This window comes from Pseudomonas sp. NFACC41-3, from assembly GCF_900109505.1.
Lineage (GTDB): Bacteria > Pseudomonadota > Gammaproteobacteria > Pseudomonadales > Pseudomonadaceae > Aquipseudomonas > Aquipseudomonas chlororaphis.
Map to the genome: position 1 here is coordinate 93,237 of NZ_FOAE01000005.1, position 22,694 is coordinate 115,930.

General features: G+C 60.2%; 19 protein-coding genes. 12 read left to right on the plus strand and 7 right to left on the minus strand.

Translation table 11 applies throughout. From position 1 onward, the window contains the following. The first annotated feature begins 40 nt into the window (after positions 1-40). Positions 41-1,153: an alkene reductase gene (locus BMY68_RS22075; RefSeq protein ID WP_085534382.1), complete on the plus strand. Its 1,113-nt coding sequence runs from the start codon at positions 41-43 to the stop codon at positions 1,151-1,153. A 92-nt stretch (positions 1,154-1,245) separates the two neighbouring features. Here BMY68_RS22075 and BMY68_RS22080 read toward each other — a convergent pair whose 3' ends face one another. After that, positions 1,246-4,125 carry an ATP-binding protein gene (locus BMY68_RS22080; protein WP_085534380.1) on the minus strand — a complete coding sequence of 960 codons (2,880 nt, stop codon included), beginning with the start codon at positions 4,123-4,125 and terminating at the stop codon, positions 1,246-1,248. Between the two features lie 309 nt (positions 4,126-4,434). On the opposite strand from BMY68_RS22080, the gene BMY68_RS22085 reads away from it, so the two are divergent. From BMY68_RS22085 to BMY68_RS22130, 11 genes are all read left to right on the plus strand, one after another. Then, positions 4,435-4,953, plus strand: coding sequence for a MarR family winged helix-turn-helix transcriptional regulator (locus BMY68_RS22085; RefSeq protein WP_009044382.1), 519 nt, complete (start codon positions 4,435-4,437; stop codon positions 4,951-4,953). A 162-nt stretch (positions 4,954-5,115) separates the two neighbouring features. Continuing rightward, positions 5,116-6,294 (plus strand): MFS transporter, encoded by a 1,179-nt coding sequence (locus tag BMY68_RS22090; protein WP_239694120.1) that lies wholly within the window; start codon positions 5,116-5,118, stop codon positions 6,292-6,294. A 117-nt stretch (positions 6,295-6,411) separates the two neighbouring features. Continuing rightward, positions 6,412-7,218: an AfsA-related hotdog domain-containing protein gene (locus BMY68_RS22095; RefSeq protein ID WP_085534376.1), complete on the plus strand. Its 807-nt coding sequence runs from the start codon at positions 6,412-6,414 to the stop codon at positions 7,216-7,218. Between the two features lie 49 nt (positions 7,219-7,267). Beyond that, positions 7,268-7,966, plus strand: coding sequence for an HAD family hydrolase (locus tag BMY68_RS22100; RefSeq protein WP_062822768.1), 699 nt, complete (start codon positions 7,268-7,270; stop codon positions 7,964-7,966). Further along, entirely contained in the window at positions 7,966-8,532 is a 567-nt protein-coding gene (locus BMY68_RS22105; RefSeq protein ID WP_062822769.1) for a DUF2165 family protein, read from the plus strand. The genes BMY68_RS22100 and BMY68_RS22105 overlap by 1 nt, the downstream gene beginning before the upstream one ends. Then, positions 8,529-9,197: a hypothetical protein gene (locus tag BMY68_RS22110; protein WP_085534374.1), complete on the plus strand. Its 669-nt coding sequence runs from the start codon at positions 8,529-8,531 to the stop codon at positions 9,195-9,197. Before BMY68_RS22105 ends, BMY68_RS22110 begins: the two co-directional genes overlap by 4 nt. A gap of 42 nt (positions 9,198-9,239) precedes the next feature. Then, positions 9,240-10,469 (plus strand): efflux RND transporter periplasmic adaptor subunit, encoded by a 1,230-nt coding sequence (locus BMY68_RS22115; protein WP_085534372.1) that lies wholly within the window; start codon positions 9,240-9,242, stop codon positions 10,467-10,469. Beyond that, positions 10,466-13,648, plus strand: coding sequence for an efflux RND transporter permease subunit (locus tag BMY68_RS22120; protein ID WP_085534370.1), 3,183 nt, complete (start codon positions 10,466-10,468; stop codon positions 13,646-13,648). The genes BMY68_RS22115 and BMY68_RS22120 overlap by 4 nt, the downstream gene beginning before the upstream one ends. 78 nt (positions 13,649-13,726) lie before the next feature. Beyond that, positions 13,727-14,005 carry a RidA family protein gene (locus BMY68_RS30175; protein WP_239694121.1) on the plus strand — a complete coding sequence of 93 codons (279 nt, stop codon included), beginning with the start codon at positions 13,727-13,729 and terminating at the stop codon, positions 14,003-14,005. A gap of 15 nt (positions 14,006-14,020) precedes the next feature. Further along, on the plus strand, positions 14,021-14,203 hold the full coding sequence (locus BMY68_RS30180) for a RidA family protein (protein WP_239694122.1): 183 nt from the start codon (positions 14,021-14,023) through the stop codon (positions 14,201-14,203). 123 nt (positions 14,204-14,326) lie between these two features. Then, positions 14,327-14,611: a hypothetical protein gene (locus BMY68_RS22130; protein ID WP_081232172.1), complete on the plus strand. Its 285-nt coding sequence runs from the start codon at positions 14,327-14,329 to the stop codon at positions 14,609-14,611. A 232-nt stretch (positions 14,612-14,843) separates the two neighbouring features. Here the strand turns inward: BMY68_RS22130 and BMY68_RS22135 are convergent, their stop codons facing one another. The 6 genes from BMY68_RS22135 to BMY68_RS22160 all read right to left on the minus strand — a co-directional run bounded on the left by BMY68_RS22135 (position 14,844) and on the right by BMY68_RS22160 (position 22,671). Continuing rightward, positions 14,844-15,836, minus strand: a complete 993-nt coding sequence (locus tag BMY68_RS22135) for a lipase family protein (protein WP_085534368.1) — start codon at positions 15,834-15,836, stop codon at positions 14,844-14,846. Positions 15,837-17,045: 1,209 nt separating this feature from the next. Then, positions 17,046-18,059, minus strand: coding sequence for an alcohol dehydrogenase catalytic domain-containing protein (locus tag BMY68_RS22140; RefSeq protein ID WP_085534366.1), 1,014 nt, complete (start codon positions 18,057-18,059; stop codon positions 17,046-17,048). 56 nt (positions 18,060-18,115) lie between these two features. Continuing rightward, on the minus strand, positions 18,116-18,865 hold the full coding sequence (locus tag BMY68_RS22145) for a glucose 1-dehydrogenase (RefSeq protein WP_085534364.1): 750 nt from the start codon (positions 18,863-18,865) through the stop codon (positions 18,116-18,118). 571 nt (positions 18,866-19,436) lie between these two features. Next, positions 19,437-20,354: a LysR family transcriptional regulator gene (locus BMY68_RS22150; protein WP_085534363.1), complete on the minus strand. Its 918-nt coding sequence runs from the start codon at positions 20,352-20,354 to the stop codon at positions 19,437-19,439. Positions 20,355-20,362: 8 nt separating this feature from the next. Next, positions 20,363-20,920, minus strand: coding sequence for a DUF924 family protein (locus BMY68_RS22155; RefSeq protein ID WP_085534361.1), 558 nt, complete (start codon positions 20,918-20,920; stop codon positions 20,363-20,365). Next, positions 20,917-22,671, minus strand: a complete 1,755-nt coding sequence (locus BMY68_RS22160) for a monovalent cation:proton antiporter-2 (CPA2) family protein (RefSeq protein ID WP_085534359.1) — start codon at positions 22,669-22,671, stop codon at positions 20,917-20,919. The genes BMY68_RS22155 and BMY68_RS22160 overlap by 4 nt, the downstream gene beginning before the upstream one ends. Positions 22,672-22,694: the final 23 nt, after the last annotated feature.

Sequence of the window (22,694 nt, forward strand, 5' to 3'; positions counted from 1 at the left end):
CCACAGCATCCCGATCGATGCCCTCATAAGGAAATACCCCATGACTCAGCACCTGTTCCAACCCCTTGCGGTCGGCCCCTACACCCTGGCTCACCGCGTGGCCATGGCCCCTCTGACCCGCTCCCGCGCCGGCCAGCCGGGCGACCTGCCGACCGCCATGAACGCCGAGTATTACCGGCAACGCGCGAGTGCCGCGCTGATCGTTACCGAGGCCACGCAGATTTCCCGCCAGGGCCAGGGCTACGCCTGGACCCCGGGAATCTACAGCGATGCCCAGGTGGCGGCCTGGCGCCAGGTGAGCAGCCAAGTGCACGAAGCCGGCGGGCTGATTTTCATGCAGCTGTGGCATGTGGGGCGTGTCTCTCACCCGAGCTTCCAGCCCGACAACGCCCTGCCGGTGGCACCCAGCGCACTGCCGGTTCCAGGCAAGACCTTTATCGTCGACGACGAGGGCAACGGCGTCTGGGGCGATGTGCCGGTGCCGCGCGCCCTGCAAGTGGTGGAGATCGCGCAGATCGTCGACGACTATCGGCGCGCGGCGCGTAACGCCCTGAAGGCCGGCATGGACGGCGTGGAAATCCACGCGGGCAACGGCTACCTGCTCGACCAGTTCATCAACAGCAACAGCAACCAGCGCGAGGACCAGTACGGCGGCAGCGTGGAAAATCGCGCCCGGCTGTTGCTGGAAGTCGTGGAGGCCGTCGCCGATGAGGTGGGCGCCGAACGAGTGGCGGTACGCCTCACTCCCATGGGGCGCTTCATGGGCATGGGCGACGCAACGCCCGAGGCCACCTTCGGCCATATCGTCCGCTCCCTGAACCGCTGGCCCCTGGCCTACCTGCACCTTGTGGAACCGGCTGTGGTCGGCACCGTCAAGGACGAGAACTTCGACCCGCGCTGGGACGCGATCATCGGGCAACTGCGCACGGAGTGGAAAGGCGTGCTGATGCTCGCCGGCGGCTACGATCCGCAATCGGCGGAGCAGGCCCTGGCCGCCAACCGCGCCGACCTCATTGCCTTTGGCCGCCCCTTCCTGGCCAACCCCGACCTGCCCCGGCGGATCCGCGACGGGCTGGCGCTGAACGCACCCGACCCAAGCACTTTCTTTGGCGGCGACCAGCGCGGATACATCGACTACCCCGTTCATCCATAAGGAGCGATCCCGGTGACCCTGCTCCCGGGTTCATCGAATCGGCCGCGCTTGCGGGGGCGGCCGATACCCAGCGTGCAAAGGGCCGCTTCGGCTTATCGGGGCTGCTCGGGGCCGGTTCCGCCTGCCGGGCTGGACGCGATAGCCTGCCGAAGCGTTTCCAGTGTCGCGGGCTTGAACAGAATCTCGTCCATCCCGGCGGCCATGCAGCGCTCCACGGCACTCGCCTCGATGCTGGCCGTCAGGGCAATGATGCGACAGCGTCGCAGGCCGCTGTGGGACTCCTCCCAGCGGATCCGCCTGGCGAGTTCGAAGCCGTCCATTCTGGGCATCATGCCGTCCGTGAGCACGATGTCGAAGTCCGCGCTCAGCCAGCGTTTGAAGGCTTCCTGCCCGTCTTCCGCGACCACGACTCGATGCCCCAGGGTCTCAAGCTGGGTGTTGAGGGTGACGCGATTGAAGGCGTTATCTTCGGCCAGCAAGATGGACAATGGCTGCACTTGGGCAGAAACGGGCGGCTCCTGCTGCGCAGCTTCGCCCTCGACAGCGGCTGGAGGGTCGCAGATGGGCAGGCTCAATTCGAGGCTGAAGCACGACCCTTTGCCAGGTTCGCTACGCGGGTTGATCGTGCCCCCCATCAGTTGCACCAGGCGGCGGCTGATGTTCAGCCCCAGGCCGCTTCCGGACATCTGCTCAGTGCCTGGTACGCCCACCTGGGAGAAGGGCTTGAACAGCTTGCCCATGTCTTCGGCGCCAATACCGATGCCCGTATCGATGACATCGAGGTCCAGGCACAAGCGCTCCCCCTCACGGCGGATGCGGGCCTGCAGGGTGACGCCTCCGCGCTCGGTGAATTTGATGGCGTTGCTGAGCAGGTTGAACAGCACCTGCTTGAAATGCAGCGGGTCCAGCAGCACCCATGCCTGCAGGTCGCCTTCGACCTTGACGTCCAGGGTCAGGCCTTTTTGTCGCGCCATGCCCGCGACGACCGAGGCGACGCCTTCAATCTGTTTTTTGATGAGCACCGGCTCAGGAAACGAATCGATCTTTCCAGACTCGATGCGAGAAATATCCAGCACATTGCCCAGCAGCAACAGGAGCCCCTGGGCCGCTTCCTGGGCCACGGACAGGGATACGCTGTCGGCCTCCCCCTGGTTCGCTCTGCGCAGGGCGAGTTCCTGCAGGCCGATGATCGCGTTCAGCGGCGTGCGTATCTCATGGCTCATCGTCGACAGGAAGACGCTCTTGGCCTGGTTGGCGGCCTCGGCCCGTTCCTCGGCCGCCCGGGTCCTGCGGACCTGGCGTCGCAGGTAGAAGGCCCAGATCAGCGAGATGGCGATCAGGATCGCGAAGAGGCTGCCCAACTGGAGAATCTTGTCGCGATGGTCACGCCAGAAGTCGCTCCCGCCCCTGGAGAAACGCGGCTCCCAGGCTTTGACTATTTCCGCGACCTCTTCAGGCGTGATTGCCAGCTGCGCCTTCTCCAGGATGCTGCGCAACTCCGGCTGGTTCTTCGCCACCCCGATGCCAATGGGCGTGGAGGTGCTTTGCAGGATCCCGGTGACCTGGATGCGATTGTCGAAGTACTGGGCCGACAGATAGCGGCCGGTGTAGTCGCTGCTCAGGTACACCTCGTTCTGCCCCGAATCGACCGAGCGCATGGCCTCGAGGAACGTGGGGTATACCTTGAGCTGAATCGCCGGATAGTCACGTCTTATGGTATCGATGAAAAAGTAGCCTTCACCCGTCGCCAGCGTCTTCCCATTCAGATCGGCAAGCCCGGTGAAACGCCTGCCGGCGTGGCGGCCAGCACCGGCCGCGGTCATCAGCACGGTGGAGCTGCGCAGGTACGGCGGCAAGACATCCAGTGGCGTCTCGAACAGCTCGGACTGAGGCATGGCCGGGGTCAACAGCACGCGCCCCTCGGCGATGAGCTTGTTGGTTTCAAGGGTGTTTGGCGTGCCCAGGTAGGAGAACTTCAGGCCGCTGCGCTGGCTGATCAACTCCAGGTAGTCGCGGCCAATGCCGGTGACGTCGCGATCCCGTCCCAGCTCGCCCAGCGCCCCAAGCGAGTAATTGATGGCCACGGGGACCTGCGGGTGGCTGTCCAGCCAGCGCTGTTCCGCGGGCGCCAGCTTCACCCGCGCTTCGTCGATGCTCAAGCGGCGGCCGGCGCTCCAGCTGCGCAGGATGTCGTCCCCATAGCGCTTGGATATCCTGGGGATCGCCCGGTCGATGATGCCCCTCAGCGGCTCGTCGCCCGGACGCAGAAGGAAGCGGAAACCCTGGCTGTCGACAGGAGCGAAGTTGTCGATGCGCAGGCCCAGCAGGTAATGGGTTTGAATCAGGTAATGCGAGGACAGCGCATCCCCCAACACTGCGTCGACATCTCCCAGTACCAGCGCTTCGAGCGCGCGTTGGGGCGAATCGAAAAGCTCGACCTTGCTATGGGGATAGACCTCTCGTACCGCCTGTTGCTGAAGATAGCCGACGGTCATTCCCAGAACGCTACCGGCCTGGTCGGGATCGAAGGGCTGGGCCTGCGATGTCACCAGCACCGGCCGGTCGGGCAGGTAAGCCTCGCTGAGCAGCAGGCCATTTTCCCGGCCTTCGACATCGCTGCCCACGCCCAGCAGGTCGATCTCGCCACTGCGCAAGGCCGCCAGCGCGGATGCCCGCGACGAGTAGGCGCGCACCTTGGGCGGCCGCTCGAACATCAGGGCCAGATAGTCGGCGGTGATGCCCTGGTAGCGGTCGCCATAGAGTACTGACAGGGGCGGATAATCGAGACGCACGACCCCCACCGTGAGCGGCCCCCGCCCTTCCAGCCACTGCCGCGCCCTGGCATCCAGCCAGGGGTGACTGCTGGTGGTCATCCGACCGGACAACGCGATGTCTTGCGCGTGAGCCGGAAATATCGGTGAAAGAAAACCCAGCAACAGAATGCCGATAGCTGCGAGGGACCTCAGTAGCATGGGGGAACCTTCCTTGAGGTACTTGCGGGATTTGCGGCAGGTGGCGATTCGCAGGCGGTCACTGCGGCGCGGTCGAAAATGTCGTGAACTCAACTGCAACTCTAGGTCTTGGCGGCTTTGCCGACAGCAAATACCGCATCGTAGACCATCGAGGACAGGGACTGACAGACGAATACCGCACAATGAGTACCGCTGCTTCTCGCCCCCTCCATGATTTATCTGAATTGGTCAGCCCAATTCGCCTTGGCTTGACATCCCGACGACTCGGTCACCAACATGCAGCCGACTACACAGCCATGCACAGATATCATGTTCGAACTGAAAGACCTGCCTTCGCGCGAAACCCTCGAGCACTTCGGCAAGCTCTATGACAACCCCGATGTCGAAGGGCTCTATACCTGGCTGGTATGGGCATCGGCGACGGATGAAATGCTCTCGGCGTTTAATGCCAACCTCGCGCACGAGAATCTTGCACAGACACCGTTCTTCGTCCTGCTCCTGCTCAAGCGTAACCCCGGGGGGCTCTCGATCGGTGCGCTGGCTGATGGGGTAGCCGTGGCTTCGCAGACGATGACGCGCGCCATCAAGCAGATGGAAGCTGCCGGTCTTTGTACGAAACATCCGGACCCGGACGATGGGCGCTACTGGATCGTCCGGCTGACCCCGGAGGGCGACAGCACCCTTGGCCGGGTGCTGCCCAAACACTACGAGTGGGTCGCCAGGTTCATGCGCCACTTCAATGAAGATGAACGCGAGCTCCTGGTGAAGCTGATGATGAGGGTGGCCCCTGCCCTGCGGACAATGCGCCTGGAAACGGAACTCGGCTGATCGGCCGAGTCTTTTAAAAATCATGTAGCACGCTACACAGCAACCTACAGAAAATTAAATATTGGGCGGCTCCCTCGCGTCGCGGCCAGTAACGCCGTGACTTCAATGCCCTGGCGCCTCTATTGATCGAGATATGTAGCAATGCACACATCTACACAGGATATGGCTCAACAACCCACAGCAACTCTGCTGGTGCAGATGGTGTTCTGCGCGCTCGCCGTGGTCTCTCTCTTGTATATCCCGGTGCCTATCCTGCCCCTTTTGGCACAGGCCTATCAGTTGCCGCAGGAACAGGCTGGCCTCGCACTGGGCGCCTTCGGGTTCGCGTACGCCACGGGTTTTCTGGTGTTCGGGCCTTTATCCGATCGCCTTGGCCGCAGGACGGTCATGGTCGGCGGCCTGGTGCTGCTGGCCATCATCACGCTGGGGCTCGCATGGGTGCAGACGCCGACCCTGTTCATCTGCGGCCGTGCATTGCAGGGGTTCGCCGCCGCCTCCTTCCCGCCCGTGGCCCTCGCCTACTTGTCCGAGCGCGGTACTCCCAAGCAACGTGTGTGGGGAGTGGCCTGGATGAGTACGGCATTCCTGTCGGCAGGTTTGCTCGGGCAGATCTACGGCAGCCTCGTCGCGGGGCGTTGGGGCCTGGGTTACGCCCTTATGCCGCTGGTGGTGATCTATGCCGCGACCGCGTTGCGGCTGGCCACAGTCCCGGAAGGAACTCGAGCGGCACGTCCGATGAGCTCGATGTGGGAAGGATATCGACCCATCTTCACCTTGCTCGGTAACCCGGCCCTGCGCCGTGTCTATCTGCCCGCGCTCCTGCTGCTGATGTCATTCGTCGCCTTTTACATAGGACTGGATATGCACCTGGGCGAGCTCATCGAAAGCCAGGGCATCAGCAGGATGCAGGCACGTGGCGTGGCGTTGCCGGCGTTTCTCGCGCCACTGCTCGCCGCCAAATTGATTGGTCGCTGGGGAGCCAACCGGGTCGCCACCACCGGGCTGGGCGTCGCGGCGTTTGGGCTGGTGCTCTGTGCAAGTGCGGGTCAAGAACACATTCCCCTGCTGCTGGCAGCCAGTGTCGTCTATGTCGCGGGAGTGGCCATCAGTGTCCCCGGGCTGATCGCTCGAATCGCCGCGGCGGCATCGCCCGATGTTCGCGGCCTGGCGGTGTCCTTCTACACCTTCGTGCTCTTTGTCGGGGCGAGCCTTGGACCCTGGCTGGGAAACATCAGTCGCGCCTGGCAGGTGGAATCTTTTCTTCTGGTACTCGCAGCGGGGCTCGGCGCTGCAGCGCTGTACAGCGCAGTACGGGTAGATGACAGCTCCCGTGTGCGCTAGTCGACCGACCTTGGTTTCCACGCAGGACGTCAGTGGGAAGTAGGTCTGTTTTTGTAGTAATCCGGTATCGGCCAAACGACCTGCCGAAGGCCCCGGATATAGAAAGGGAATCCATTGATGGGTATCTACGTTGTAGTTGCAAACCAGTTCGAAGACTTCACAAGGCATGAAAACGTGATGTCCTACAGCACGCTGCTGCAGGTGCTGAAGACATCGGGACCATCCGTGCTGAGAGGTTGCAAGGTCGTTGCCGGGCAGGGGCTTGGCCGTAAGGAAATTCAGCATGCCTATCGCATGGCGATCGCCAGCGGGCATGCCGATGAGTTCGATCATTGGGACCTGTGGACGGGCGCGGAGCTGGCGGGCCAGGAGCTCGCCCACAAGCGCCAGCGCAAGAACGTGCTGATCTCCGTTCCGGAGAGGAACGAGGAAGGCCTCTATACCGCCAGCCTCCTGCTCCATGCCGAAAACGAGCTGATGCTCGACCACCTCACTGGACAGCATGTGCAAGGCATGGTGCTGCTCGAAGCGTGCCGCCAGATGTTCCTGGCGGTGACGGAGCGCTTCCATCTGGACGACTACAAACCGCATAAACGCTACTTCGTCCTCAACGAGATGAATGTCCGCTACACCGCCTTCGCCTTCCCCCTGCCGGCGCAGATCCGCTATCGCTTGATCGACCTGAAGCAACCGCGCCCCGACCGCGTCGAAGTGCAGGCGACGATGGAGGTCTGGCAGGGCGAACAATCCGTCACGGGCGTGGATGTCAAATTCTCCGTCATGGATGCCGAACGCCTCGGTCTGCGCGAGGCCACGCTTGCCTCTCGCGCCCTGTCCTCTCAAGTCGACACCTTGCGCCGCCGCTTGCGCTTGGCCCCGCACCCGCATGCGCAGTTGATGACCGAGCCGATTCCCACCCTTTGATCCCATCGCCCGCTTGCACCCAGGTGCAAGCGCCTTTCGAGTAATCGTAATGAAAGCACGAAGAATCGCTTTCTTCGACGTCGATGAAACCCTCATCGACCTCAAGAGCATGTTCAGTTTCCGAGCGTTCTACTTTCGCCGGCTATGGGGAGAGGAACGTGGCGGTGAGGCGGAAGTTGCCGCCGCCAAACGTATCGATGAGTACGTCAGGAAAGGTTTCGATCGCTCTGCCATCAACACGCTGTTCTACGAAGACTTGCGCGATCACCAGCCCGAACTGGTGGCCGAGGCGGCCCTGGCCTGGTACGTACAGGAAAGGACGCGCTCGGAATTCTTCATCCTTCCAGTTCTGCGGGCACTTCAGGAGCACCAGGGCAACGGAGACATCGTCGCCTTCGTTTCAGGTTCGGCCGTGGAGTTTCTGGCGCCACTGGCGACCGAGCTGGGTGTGCCCCATGTTCTGGCAAACCGGCTGGAAACACGCGATGGGCGCTTTACGGGCCGGCTCATCCCGCCGCAAACCATTGGCCTGGGTAAACAGCAAGCCGCCTTGCGCCTGATGGATACGCTCAGCGTCGATCCAGCCGACTGCTACGGGTACGGCGATCACCTGACGGACCTCCCCCTCCTGATGAGCATCGGGAAACCTACGGTAGTGGCGGGCGACCCGGCCCTGGTCAGGCATGCGGAGCAACGTGACTGGCCCATCCTCTACCCCGACGCGGCCATGCATCGAGGAGAACCATGATGTCGTTTCACCCGTTCTCCTTCAGCCGCCTGGCGGTGTTGGCCAGCCTTGCCCTCTGGTTGAGCATCGCCGTACTCAACAACCTCACCGACCCGGAAACCAACCGCTTCCATATCGGCAACACGCTTTCCATGGTGTTGCTGGAAGAAGAGGAACTGCTGGGCGCGGCCCTACGCTGGCGCGCCTGGCCAGCGCACTGGGCCGAAACGGCGCTGTACGCGGTGGCAGGCATCCAGGTCGTCGTTTCGATGCTGCTCTGGTATGCGGCATTCGCCTACGCCAAGGCCTGGCGCCTGGGCAGTCGTACCGCGCTGGACGTCGCCCGCAACCGCGCCGTCGTCGCCCTGACCTGCTTCCTGTTGCTGTGGTTCGGCTTCATCTGCGGAGGCCTGTGGTTCGGCTACTGGCTGAAACAGGGCGCCATTCAATCGGTGCACATGACGCTGATTCTGATAGGCCTGGTGGCACTGCTCTTCGTTCAAGGCGAGCCCCAATCATGGCCAGCTGTACAGCCCGCAGCCCCTGCCACGCCTGGCAGTCAACCACTCGAAAGGAGCCTTCCATGAACTCGCCGGTCCGCACCACGAGCATAGCCCTCGCCATGGCTCTGGCAGCGATCACTGCCACCGCCAACACCGATTCGCCCAAGGAGAAACCTGCCATGCACCAGCCCGCCACCCGCCCGATCGCAGTGCCTTCCATCTACCAGGAGTCCGCTCGCCACCAGGTGACTGTCGACGGCGAGCAAGCGCTACTCACCCGCTACGTGCGCAGCGATGGCCGCAACTCAGGACTGGATGGCGAACACTTCAGCACCGTGGTTTCGGACACCGGCGTGCTCAAGGGCTTCGCCAATATGTCGCTGGATCTGGTCGGCAAGCCACTGCCGTCGCGCGAACGCTCCGAGGAAATTGCCAGGCTGTTTCTCCAGCTGCATGCCCCCGACCTGATCGAGCGTATGAAGATCAGTTGGATCGAACCCCACGATGAACCGTTGAAGGTTACGCGCGACGGCCACGAAGAGGTCGTGACCTTGAGCGGCATGAAAGTAAAGGCACGCAATCTGGCCGACGGTCGCTGGTTCTGGATCATCGTCGGCAGCGACGGGAAGCCCATGGTGTTCGAACGCGACATCGTCTGGATCACCTTCCCCGGAAAGCGCCAGACCGAGAAATGGCTGCATGACAGCTGGCTGGCAAAGCAACCAGGCGCTTGGGCCCAGTCACTCTGACGCCGCTGTCAGGGCCGGGTGAACCATCTTTGGGAGTCAACCATGCGTATATCCAGTTCCAGCAGCATCAAGCACGTCTTGGCTCTGGTCGCCGTCAGCACGCTGGGCGCCTGCGGCCAGCCCAACCAGGGAGCGAGTACGGAACAACCCCTTCCCGTCGTCAGCGTCGCGGAGGTCGTCGTCCAGTCTCTCGCCGATTGGGACGAATTCTCGGGCAGGCTTCAAGCCCCGGAGTCAGTCGATCTACGGCCACGGGTCTCCGGGCATATCGACCGGGTTTTGTTTCGAGACGGCTCGCTCGTCAAGAAAGGCGAGCTGTTGTTCCAGATCGACCCCAGGCCCTTGCAGGCGGAGGTCAGTCGCCTCGACGCACAACTTCAGCAGGCCCGCGCCAAACAGACCCGCGCCGCCAGTGAAGCCCAGCGCGGCGAGAAGCTGAGGGCCAACCAGGCGATTTCCGCCGAGCTGGCCGACGCGCGCAAGACGGCGTACCAGGAAGCCAGTTCCGCCGTTGCGGCGATCCGCGCCCAACTCGAGGCCGCGCGTCTGAATCTGAGCTTCACTCGCATCACGGCGCCCATCGACGGCCGCATCGGTCGCGCGCGGGTGACCGCCGGGAACCTGGTCAATGAGGGGGCCACACTGCTCACCACGCTGGTGAGCACGAAGGAGCTCTATGCGTACTTCGATATCGATGAAGCCACCTACCTGAAGCAGATTCGCCGCATACGAAGCGAAAAGGCCTTCTCCCCTTCCCGTGTGCCGGTGCATTTGGCGCTGAGTACCGACGAACGACCCGCGTATGAAGGTCGCCTGGACTTCCTCGACAACCAAGTCAATCCGCGTACCGGTACCCTGCAGGCACGTGCTGTCATCGACAACGGCGAAAACGAGCTGACTCCCGGGCTCTACGTTCGCCTGCAATTACCCGCCAGCGACCGCTACCCCGCCACGCTGGTCCGGGACGAAGCGATTGGCACCGACCTGGGCAATCGGTTCGTACTGGTGCTGGGCAAAGATGCGGTGGTGAGCTATCGCGCCGTCCAGCTTGGCCCCAAGGTCGAAGGCCTGCGCGTGATCCGCAACGGCCTGAAGGCAGGAGACCGCATCGTGGTCAATGGCCTGCAGCATGCCCGTCCCGGTGCCAGGGTTGCACCGGAACCGGTGACCATGGCGACCGCTGAGGTGCTGGCCCGTTTGACGCGGCTGAATGCCTCTACCGAACCGACGCCTGTCGCACTACAAGGCCCGGAGCGGAGGACATCGCCATGAACATCTCGCAGTTCTTTGTGCGACGCCCGATCTTCGCCATCGTCCTGTCGCTGCTCATTCTGATCGGCGGAATCGTTTCTCTGTTCCAGTTGCCGGTCAGCGAGTATCCGGAAGTCGTGCCGCCCACTATTGTGGTGCGGGCACAATTTCCGGGCGCGAACCCCGACGTGCTCGGCAAGACCGTAGCCTCACCGCTGGAGCAGGCCATCACTGGCGTGGAGAACATGCTCTACATGTCCTCCCAGTCGACCTCGGACGGCTCGATGACCCTGACCCTGACCTTCGCGCTGGGCACGGACCTCAATGCCGCGCTGGTCCAGGTGCAAAGCCGGGTCACCCGCGCGACCACCCAGCTGCCTCCCGATGTCCAGCGGCTAGGCGTGACGGTGGACAAGACGTCGCCGGCACTGGCGCAGGTCGTTCACCTGTATTCGCCGAGCGGCCAGTACGACCCGACCTATCTTGCCAACTACCTGACCATTCACGTCATCGACGAGCTGTACAAGATCGAGGGTGTCAGCGACATCCGCCTGCTGGGGATGGGCGATTATGCCCTGCGGGTCTGGCTGGATCCGGACAAGGTGGCTTCCTACAATCTGGCCGCGACGGATGTAATACGCGCCATCCGCGAGCAGAACCGGGAGGTCGCCGTCGGCTCGCTCGGCGCACCGCCAAACGCCAGCGACAACGCCTTCCAGTTGCTCATTAACGCCCAAGGCCGGCTGGTCGACGAGGACGAGTTCGAGCGCATCATCGTGCATGTCGGCGAGCGCGGCGAAATCGTCCGCCTGCGCGACGTCGCGCGCATCGAACTGGGCTCGAGCCAGTACGCCCTGCGCGCGCACCTCGACGGTCGCCCCTCCACCGCCTTGCAGATTTTCCAGGACGCGGATGCTAACGCCATCGAGTTGTCCGACCGGATTCGCAAGCGGATGAGTGAGCTCGCTCAAGACTTCCCACCGGGCGTCGAGTACTCGATCGGCTACGACCCCACGATCTTCGTGCGCAGCTCCATCACCGCGGTGGTGTATACGCTGCTGGAGGCCGTCGCGCTCGTCGTGCTGGTGGTCATCCTCTTTCTGCAGACATGGCGTGCGTCGATCATTCCGCTAGCCGCAGTGCCAGTGTCCCTGATCGGCACGCTCGCGGTCATGCAACTGCTGGGCTTTTCCATCAACGCGCTATCGCTGTTCGGCCTGGTGCTGGCTATCGGTATCGTGGTCGACGACGCCATCGTCGTGGTGGAGAACGTCGAGCGCAACATCGACATGGGCAAGTCGCCGGTAGAAGCGACCCGCCAGGCCATGAAGGAAGTGACCGGCCCGGTCATCGCCACCGCCCTGGTTCTATGCGCGGTGTTCATTCCGACCGCTTTCATCTCCGGCCTCACCGGGCAGTTCTACCGGCAATTCGCGCTCACCATCGCGATATCGACGGTGATCTCGGCGTTCAACTCGTTGACCTTGTCGCCCGCCCTGGCGGCGATACTGCTCAAAGGCAAGGACGCGCCCAAGGATCGTCTGTCGAAGCTGATCGACCGACTGTTCGGGGGCTGGCTGTTCGGTCCGTTCAACCGACTGTTCCAGCGGGCAAGTGCGGGCTATGTCAGCCTCGCCACGCGACTGCTGCGAGCAGGCGCCATCGTCCTGATGTTGTATGTCGGCCTGGTGGGACTGGCCTATCTGGGGCTGGAGAAAACCCCCACGGGCTTCATCCCTCAGCAGGACAAACAGTACCTGGTCGCCTTTGCCCAGTTGCCCGAAGGCGCCAGCCTGGACCGCACCGAGGCCGTCATCCTGAAGATGTCCGAGCTTGCCCTGAAGCATCCGGGAGTGGCCAATACCGTGAGTTTCAGCGGCCTGTCCATCAACGGCTTCGTCAACAGCGCAAGCGCGGGGCTCATGTTCATCCCGCTCAAATCCTTCGATGAACGCAAGGACGCCTCGATGTCCGACACCGCCATCGCCCAGGCCTTGGCCGCTGAATATGGGCGGATCCAGGAGGCCTTCGTGATGGTGGTTCCCCCACCGCCAGTGGAAAGCCTGGGCTCTATCGGGGGCTTCCGGGTGCAGATCGAGGACCGCGGCAGCCTGGGGCATGAGGCGCTCTACCAGCAGATTCAGTCGCTGGTGGACAAAGCCAGGGCGCTGCCCGAACTGGCCGGCGTCTTCTCCAGCTACCGGGTGAACGTCCCGCAGATCGACGCCGATATCGATCGGGACAAGGCAAAGGTCCATGGGGTGGCGATCGACGAAATCTTCGACACCCTGCAGGTCTACCTGGGCTCGATGTACGCCAACGACTTCAACCGCTTCGGGCGGACCTACCACGTCAATGTCCAGGCAGAGCAGGCATACCGCGTGGCGCCGGAGCAGATCGGCAGGCTGAAAGTACGCAACCGGCAGGGCGACCTCATTGCGCTGTCGTCCTTCGTCCGGATACGGGAGTCGTCCGGTCCCGACCGTGTGATGCATTACAACGGCTTCCTGTCCGCCGAGATCAACGGCAGCCCGGCTCCGGGGTACAGCTCCGGCCAGGCCCAGGCAGCCATGGAACGGCTGTTGCAGCAGGAACTGCCCAACGGCATGGCCTATGAGTGGACCGAGCTGACCTACCAGCAGATTCTCGCCGGCAATACCGCCCTGCTGGTTTTTCCCTTGTGCGTGCTGCTGGCGTTCCTGGTGCTGGCCGCGCAGTACGAGAGCTGGAGCCTGCCGCTGGCGGTGGTGCTGATCGTCCCGATGACCCTGCTGTCGGCCATTGCCGGGGTGCTGCTCACCGGCGGCGACAACAACATCTTCACCCAGATCAGCCTGATCGTATTGGCGGGGCTCGCGTGCAAGAACGCCATCCTGCTGGTGGAGTTTGCCCGGGAGAAACAGCAGCAGGGCCTGGATTGCGTCAGTGCAGTGCTAAAGGCCTGCCATCTGCGCTTACGCCCGATTCTGATGACCTCCATCGCCTTCATCATGGGCGTGGTGCCTTTGGTGTTGTCCTCCGGTGCCGGCGCCGAGATGCGCCGGGCCATGGGAGTCGCGGTGTTCTCGGGGATGGTCGGTGTCACCTTCTTCGGCCTGCTCCTGACCCCGGTCTTCTATGTATGGCTGCGTCGCCTGGTGGAAAGACGCGCCCAACGGCGCGCGACCATAAAGAAGATGCGTTGGGAGGGCAAAACATGAGCCGCCTGCTATCGGACTCTTGGCGGAGGCTGGCAGCCCAGTTGAAGCAGCATTTTTTGTCGAAGGAGAAGTAGCGTTATGAAAGCTCTTGCAGTTGCCTGTGTGTTGGCAGGCCTGGTCAATGCTCTGCCCGCATCGGCGGCAGATAGCCCAATTTCCGGTAATGGAGAAACCTCAGTGGTCACCAGAAAAAACTATCCCACCCTGCCCGAACCGGCCGGCCCCTACTCCGTTTCGGTTCGTCACAACGGCACCCTGTACCTGTCCGGCATGACAGCCTTCGGTACGCCGGCCCAGGGCAAAGACATCGCCAGGCAGGCCGAAGCCATATTCGAACAGATCAAGCGCGTCACCTAGGCCGAAGGAATCGGCATGCGCGACCTCATCAAGGTGACCATCTTCGTGACCTCGATGGACGAAGTCGGCGCATTGCGTGAAGTCCTGTCGAAAAACTATGGCGGTGCCTACCCGGCCAGCTCACTGGTGAGGGTGGCCGGCTTGTTCTCGCCAGAGGTCAATATCGAGATCGAGGCGGTATTCGCAGTACCTGGCTGAGTTCGGCCATCGAACCTGTGGCTGGCCCTCATCGGAGAAGAGGCGCCATCCCTATATCGACGCCCACTGTGTGCCAGCAATTGGCATGCCCGGCGTTCCCATGATGAAAACAAGGGGTAGCAGATGTCTGTTTTTTTGGTCACATGGAATCTCAACAAGGAACGCGGCAATTACGCTCAAGCTCGCCAAGTGTTCATCCAACATTTGGATCGCTATCAGAATGTTAAAGATCCTGGGCTGGAATCTGTTCGCTGGATTAGCAGTAACGCCACAGCAGCCCAGATCGATGAAGATCTTCGACTTAAACTTGACAGCAATGACCGTATCTTCGTCACCAAACTGAACAAAGGGGAATATCAAGGTTGGCTTAACAAAGATGTTTGGGCCTGGATTGATGCCCGACTCTAACGTTGTTCAGCGTCTCGTTACACCTTATCGTGCGCTAACTTAGACCCTCGGGTAGGCGCTCGATGATCACTCAGGGAGAACCAGTTTTGCAGTGAGGCCCTGTTTCAGCAGGCTTGGGAACTTGTCCGGAGCTTCCCAAGCCGTTCCCGGATGCGCGAATTGCAGTTGCGCAGGCTTCCCGAAGCAATGCCGACAACTGCAACTCGAACATCTTGGCGACGAGACTATCGCACTAGCTGCCAAACGGTGGCATCGGTATATCGCCAGGCTGCAACCCCAGCAGCGACATGTACTCGTAGATGTGCTGATAGCCGGATTGGGCCTTATAGCTTGTGCAACTGGATTGCAGTTTCCCACAGAGCCGCAGCTCCATTTGTGCGCTGCCCATGCCCCATTGCGTATAGTTCAAATTATTGTTTGTAACGATATCTATTCCAAGGCAAACCGCTTTCTTCGTGTCTTCATCAATGACATTGGTTGGTTCATAGAGCGTCAAGGAGAAGTCGAGAGAAGTGGCGCACCACGCCATCGGTATAGCATCCAGAGTGTTGTATATCCGTAGCGCATTACCGGCCATTTGCTTATTGAAATAGCTCGCAAAAAAACCATCGCCAGCCGTTGGTGCAGCAATCGTTTCGCAATAAAAGTTAAAGCCCGAGAATTTGTCTTTCAGATAAAGCGCGACCACTGACATGAGCGCCCCGCCAAGGCTATGACCGACCAACCGGATCGTCGCCCCGCTTCGCTGCTTCCCTAGAAAATCACACAGCGTGCCCTGAGAACCGATCTTGGATGCCGTATGCAATATCGCGTGTACCCCCCCCTCAGTTCCCTGAGATATGTTCGCCGGCACCGGGCAGCTCTTGATAAGTTTCTGCAACGGCACCATTGGAAAAATATCAAGATCGTCCAGCTGATCCAAGGGAGAATTGAGAAGGGTCCCGCTTGTCACTACTACGATGTCGTTCTCATTTTTCCCGCCGATCAGCACCACTGTGATGTGAGCCGTGTAATCGCCATCCATCACCAGCGCGGGGCCCCAGGCTACGCCATAGCCGCCGCCTACCTTGGAGCCATTAAGACGCGAAAGAATGTTGTCTTTAACCTGGCTTGGTGAAGGGTTCTTGATGTTTTCCCAGGTCGGCGAATACCTCGCCGCATTATTGACCACGAAAGCGTGTGTAAGACTGATTTGCCTTTGCTGAAGTGAGTCTAGCGAAGTCATGACTGCTCCTTGTCTCGAAGAAAATTTTCAAGGGACCAACGAAAACTTATGGCTGCCGTCGATCCTTCCGGGCCAGCAAGATCGAGTGTAGTCGCAGTTTTGGAAGCGTGAGTACGGTGCACTGGACGAATGCATCGCCGCAATTCGCCCCGATGGCCAAGGGTCAGAGGGCTGCCCTGCGGCAGTGCCTATTCGCTAAGTTCTGTACGCAAAGTAACGTCGCAAACACCGCATGGCTCAAACTAACGAGGCCATCGCTGCATAGCTTTCTGCAAGTTTGTCGACGCGATGCGCTCAACCCTGCTCGTTCAACTTGATGGGCAGCCACTGGAGTAGCCATCGGTCGGCCACTTCGTCGGGGCTGTTCGAAGAGATTCAGCAACCCGCTCCCCAGCCGCATCGGGGGTTCGTACCGTTTTGCCATCGTGGCCTACTGCCTTCGATGGCCACGAACTCTACCGAACCCCGGTGCTCAAGTGCGGCAGCGGCTTCAAAGGATTTCGCACAGAGCCTGAAACGGGAAACAACAGGGCAAAAAAAAGCCACTCATCTGAGTGGCTTTTTTCTGAATCTTGGAGCAGGAAACGAGACTCGCATCTAGCGTCCTACCCATTGAAATCTAAGGGATTTCTTTTCTTGCCAAAGTAGGAAAAGACTCAACTCTGGACTTGTTTTTGGGGTGTATCAAGGGCCAAGAAGGAGTGATTCCAAGCTACGCTACTGGATTCTACCCATAGTCAATCGGATGAACGATCATCAAGCCAGCGCGCCTGTTTTCACAAGATGTAGTGGCTCGACCGCTGGTTGATGCCCCGCCTGTAATAGACTTGGCGCTCGCCCGGCATCCGGAAAATCACCTGGTGACATTAACAGCATTCCTGAAAGCATTTCGAGAATGGTGCCCGGCCTGGCGACCTTTGCAGCCAACTCTTTCGCGAGTCACAGCCAGAAACACCACAGGTAACAACCAAGACGAGAAGTAAGTACCTCAATTCGGGATTCATCTTAATTTTCTGCTTACTTCGGACTTTCCAACTTGTGTCGCCATCACATCGCTCAACACGTGGCTGACATACTGCTGTTGGTAAGTGCAGGTGAGTTGCACCTTCTGGTATTCCATCAACTTGGGGTCGATTGAGGATCGATCTGACAGTCAAAACTAGAGAGCCTAGCAACTGTCAGATCAGACCCGCACTTCTACACAATGCGTTAAATCGTAAGCACCGAACGAAATTTCGCTTTGCTCATATTCAGGAAGACTTCCTCTGCGTCTTCAAGCGGATAGGTTTCAATCATTGCCCGCACCCCCTTGAGCGCCGCAAACGCCATAGTTTCCTCGCTGTCTTTGGCATTGCCACTATACCAACCAGCGATACTACGCCGACCAAATACCAGTAAGTCAGGGGAAACACCCAGAGGCTGATGGTCGGTCGCTACAAACACAAGACGACCATTAGGCTTGAGACCCAAGGTCAGATCCACCTGTGCTACGCCTGATCCTACCGTTGAGAGCACTACTGTCGCTCCACCTAAACGTGCCAGGGCCTCTCCTGCGCTCCCCTCAGTACTGTCGATGTATTCGTCAGCTCCAAGCTTGCGGGCCAGGACTTCCTTGGCGCGACCACGGCTCACCACTACCGTGCGGAACCCCATTTTATTCGCAAACTGAACGGCAAGATGGCCTAACCCTCCCACGCCATGAATCGCAACTGTATCGCCCGGACGAGCGCCAGAATGACGTAACGCGTTGAATGTTGTAATACCCGCACACATCAGCGGAGCAGCCTCCGCAAAAGACAGCACATTGGGAATCCGCGCTAGAGCATCTTGCGGTACCACCATATATTCGGCATACCCTCCATCGTAACTCGCCCCCACGATCATACGGTCGATGCAGTTGGTGAAGTCGCCCTGACGGCAATACTCACAGTTAAAACAACTCCCCCCGTGCCAGCCAACTCCCACACGGTCTCCAGGTTTCCAGGTCGTCACCTCGGCGCCTACCGAGTCGATCTCACCGGCCACTTCATGCCCAGGTACTCGGGGATAAGTCACACCCAGCATGCCCATTCGAGCAATATTTTCCCCAGCACAGACGCCACACGCATGTACTTTGACCCTAACCTGTTTTGGACCAGGTACGGGTACGGGAATCTGGGACACGACGAAAGTTCCACCTACCTCTACGGCCTGTACCGCCTTCATTAGCATTGTCTCAGTCATTACACACCTCCCAATTAGAGGGCAATAGAAACCGGATGCGGTTTCGTTTGCCCGATTCAGTTGCTTGAGCCGCCATTCATCAGAATCTCTTCACCGGTAATGAAGAACGATTGGTCGCTGGCGAGAAATTCCGCGATATCAGCGACATCTTGTGCCTTTGCGAGCCTCCCAATCGGGATCGTCTCGAGCAAACTCTTTTTGTAAGGATCGTCGTCACCGACTCCGGTGAAGATGCCGGCGCCGTCGATCGGGCCAGGGACAAGTGAATTGACGGTGACTTTGCGATGACCGATTTCCTGGGCTAACACCCGCACGAGATATTTCGGCGCGGATTTGCTAGTCCCGTAAAGACCAAGTCCTGGTTGCGGGCGCGATGTCGAGCTGGAGGCAATATTGATGATTCGGCCGCCATCAGCGATGTGGCGAGCTGCAGCCTGCATGACGAAGTAGGGACCCTTGGTGTTAACGCGAAATAGTAGATCAAAGTCCTCCTCGGTCACGTCGACCACCTGAATGTTGACCTTTTCTATGCCCGCGTTGGCCACGACAATATCGATTTTGCCGAATGTCCTGAGCCCGGCCTGAAACAACGCTTCAATTTCAACAACGTTGGACACATCTGCTTGTACGCTGATCGCCTTGACACCTTCAGCTATCGCCGCAGCCACTACTTCATCAGCAGGTGCTTTGTCTCTCGAGTAATTGATCACGACATTGGCACCGCGTTCGGCCAGGCGTAGCGCAATGGCGCGCCCGAGCCCCTTGGACGACCCCGTGACTATTGCAACTTTTCCTTGCAAATTCATGACTGCATACTCCTGTTAATTAACTGCGTTGAATAAAACTGGAGGCGTGGGGTATGTGAGTGTATTCGACGAAGTCGTCGATCACGGTCATCCTGTTTACAGCTAGATAGTCCTCTATGTCTGAAGATTAAGTGTAATTAATCGGAACTCAATGGAAAGCCCATAAAATCCAGACAAACAATCCAGGAAAAACATCCAATCCCTTGCGGATACTGCTTGTACAGTTTGGCAACCGTTTCTGACTTCGAGGCGTCAAGTTCTATGACCTCAACTTGATAGGCTGGTTGATAGATCGCTTTATTCGAAGTGGCAAACCTCTCCGTGTTTGTTCGTCTCTGAACATCAGAATCAGCAAGTGTCTATCGGTCTGGATAACGGCCACGGCGACTGACACATATATAGATGAGACGACCACATCGGTCCGACCACCCTCCAGGACTTCAACTTCGATACAAATATTGCGCCCTTGCATAGCGCCTCCGACATTGGCGAAGTACTGGAGGTCAAGCTGATGACAGGCCGAGGCAAAGTCCGCGCCGCGAGTGGCGGATGCTGAACGAACATGAGCGGATCAGAGCGAATCCGGAGCCTCAAGAGATGACAGCATCAACCCCTCAAACCATTCGATGAACGCATTGAGCCGACGCGAGCGTTGGCGTCGATGTGGGTACAGCAGCGAGACAGGCATCGACGCGGCCCGAAACTCGGGCATGACTTCCACCAGTTGCCTGGAATCGAGCAGGTGTTGCACATCGAACCGGGGGATCTGAATCAACCCCATTCCCGCCATGCAGCAGGCGATATAGCTCTCGGCGTTATTGACGATCACCCAGCTGGGTACTGCCACCTCATGGGTCTTGCCATCGCTTACATACTCCCAAGGTAGCTCACGACCGTTATTCGGCGAGGCATACCCTACCGAGAAATGCCCATGTGTCAGGTCTCCCGGCTCCTTCGGGGTGCCATGCTGGCGAAGATAATCAACGGAGGCACAGTTGATCAGCGCGATATGCCCGATCGTCCGGGCGAACAGACTGCTGTCGAGCAGATGACCAACGCGGACGACGCAGTCGACCCCTTCCTGCACCAGATCGATAGCGCGATCTGTGGAGCCCAAAGCGAGCTGCAGCTCTGGATAGCTGCGCTTGAGAGTCGGCAGGGCCGGTGCGATCAGCCTTCGGGCGATACGGCTGGGAACATTGATGTTCAAGCGTCCAGAGACCTGGTGTTGATGCAGCTGAAACAGCCGCTGGATGTCGTCAGCATCCGCCAGTAGCCGTCGTACCCGCTCCAGCAACTGAGTGCCATCGGCGGTCAATTGCACCCGTCGTGTCGTTCGATGCAATAGCCGTACGCCCAGATCTGTCTCCAACTCCTGAATAGCGGCAGATACCGAAGCCCGCGGCAATTCGAGCATGTGGGCCGCCTTGATGAAGCTGCCCATTTCGGAGACCTGGATGAAAATACGGTACTGGATAAGCTTGTCCATAATAATGCCTAACCGGCGAAGCCCCCCTCCTCCAGAAAACGTTTTTCCTCAGGCGTACTCTCGCGTCCGAGCAGTCGATTGCGATGGGGGAAACGAGCAAATCGGCGGATGACATCTCGATGCCCTTCGGCATGGGCGAGCCAGGGTTGCCCCAATCGAGTATTGAGCAGGACCGAAAAATCCTGGTCGACGAGGTCCTCGGAATGGGCAAAGGGCAGGCAGAAGAACAGCCTCAGATCAGCATCGACCGCCTCCATATGCCCCGCTGCCTGCGCCAGGCGGGCGACATGTCGGGCCAGGGTGTCCGTTGCGTACATGTCCGCGGTGCCACGAAAGGCGTTGCGCGGAAACTGGTCGAGCAGGATCAGCAGCGCCAGCGCGCCCTCGGGGGTATCCAGCCAAGCGTCGCGTTCACCGCGAACCACCGACCGATGCAGGTCGAGAAAACGCTCGCGAAAGCGTCGGTCGAACGCTGGGTCCTTGGCGAACCACTGACTGGCGCCCGCCTCCCGCCAGAACCGGACGACGGCAGTTGCCTGCGTGTCGATGATAGAGGCCATGATCATCGGTCCTTGGCGACCGTATTGCCCAGGATCATGGACTTGCCGGCATAAATGCCACCCGCTACTTCCAGCGCCAGGCGCTCGGCGTCCTTGCGGCGTAGATCGGCGGCAATCTCCTCGGCCCCATCGGGTGTCGCGCCCAGCACCTTCGATGCCTCTTGCCCAAAGGTCATGGCCGACTCGAAGGTGACGCGGATCTGGTAATCCACATCGGCGTTGATCAGTTCGATAGCGTGCTCCCGGTCGAGTGCGCGTGCCAGCACACGGGCATGGGGGAACCGGGTCTTGGCATACTCGACGATTCGCGTGGCAGCCTTGCGGTCGTCGACGCATACCAGGATGGCGCGGGCGTGGTGCGCCCCGGCGGCATGCAATATGTCGGGGTAGGTGCCGTCGCCGTAGTACACCTTGAAGCCGAAATCCTTGGCGTCGCGTATAACCTGAGGCTGGTTGTCGATGATGGAGATATCGGCGCCCATCGCCAGCACATGCTGACTCACGATCTGCCCAAAACGGCCAAAGCCGATGATCAGCACGCTGCCGGCCAGATTCTCCGGCGCCTGCGTGCCTTCCAGGGAGGCTCCGTGCTTGGGTCCCCAACGCCGGTAGACGATGACCACCAACGGCGTCAGTGCCATGGAGAGCACGATCACGGCGGTCATGTTGGCGTTGACCTGCGGGGCTATCACCCCACTGGCCAAGGCGGCGCCAAAGAGCACAAAGGCGAACTCACCGCCCTGGGCCATCAGCACGGCCCGGTCCATGGCATCGGCGTGGGAACTCCTCGTCAGCCGCGCCAGGCTGTAGATACACAGTGACTTGACGGCCATCATCGCCAGCACGCCGGCGACGATGAGCGGCCAATTGCGTGCGACCACCGTCAAGTCCAGCGACATCCCAACGCCCAGGAAGAACAGCCCCAGCAGCAAACCACGGAAGGGTTCGATATCCGCCTCGAGCTGGTGACGGAAAGTCGACTCCGACAACAGCACCCCGGCGAGGAAGGCCCCCATGGCCATGGACAGACCGCCCAGTTGCATCAACAGTGCCGCGCCCAGCACCACCAGCAATGCGGCCGCAGTCATCACCTCGCGCGCCCTGGAGTTGGCCAGGATGTAAAACAACGGGTTGAGCAGCCAGGTCCCCACGGCGACCAGCGCCGCGAGTGAACCTGCCGCGATGCCGATACTGGCCCAGCGCGAGTCGGCAACCGGCACAGAAGGATCGAGAGGGGCGATAAACGCCACCAGCGCCAACAGCGGTACGATCAACAGGTCTTCGAAAAGCAGTATCGCCACGATTTTCTGCCCGCGTGCTGCGGCAACGTCGCCACGCTCGCCCAACAACTGCATGACGATGGCGGTAGACGTGAGCACAAAGCCCATCGCGCTGACGAAAGACACCGCCAGCGGAAAACCGAACGCCAACCCTACCCCGGTCAGCAACACACCGCAGGTCAGTGTCTGCAGACTGCCCAGGCCGAAGATGTCGCGCCGCATGCTCCACAGATGAGAGGGGCGCATTTCCAGCCCGATGACAAAGAGAAACATCACCACCCCTAACTCGGCGGTGTGCAAGATGGTCTGCGGGTCGTTGAACAGGCCCAGCCCGAAGGGACCGATCACCAGCCCCGCCGCCAGATAGCCCAGTACGGAGCCTAGGCCCAGGCGTTTGAACAGGGGCACTGCCACCACCGCCGCCCCCAGTAAGGTCACGACCTTGACCAGATCACCCGCGCTGCCCTCTACCGACATAAATGAATCTCCCGTATCCAAGG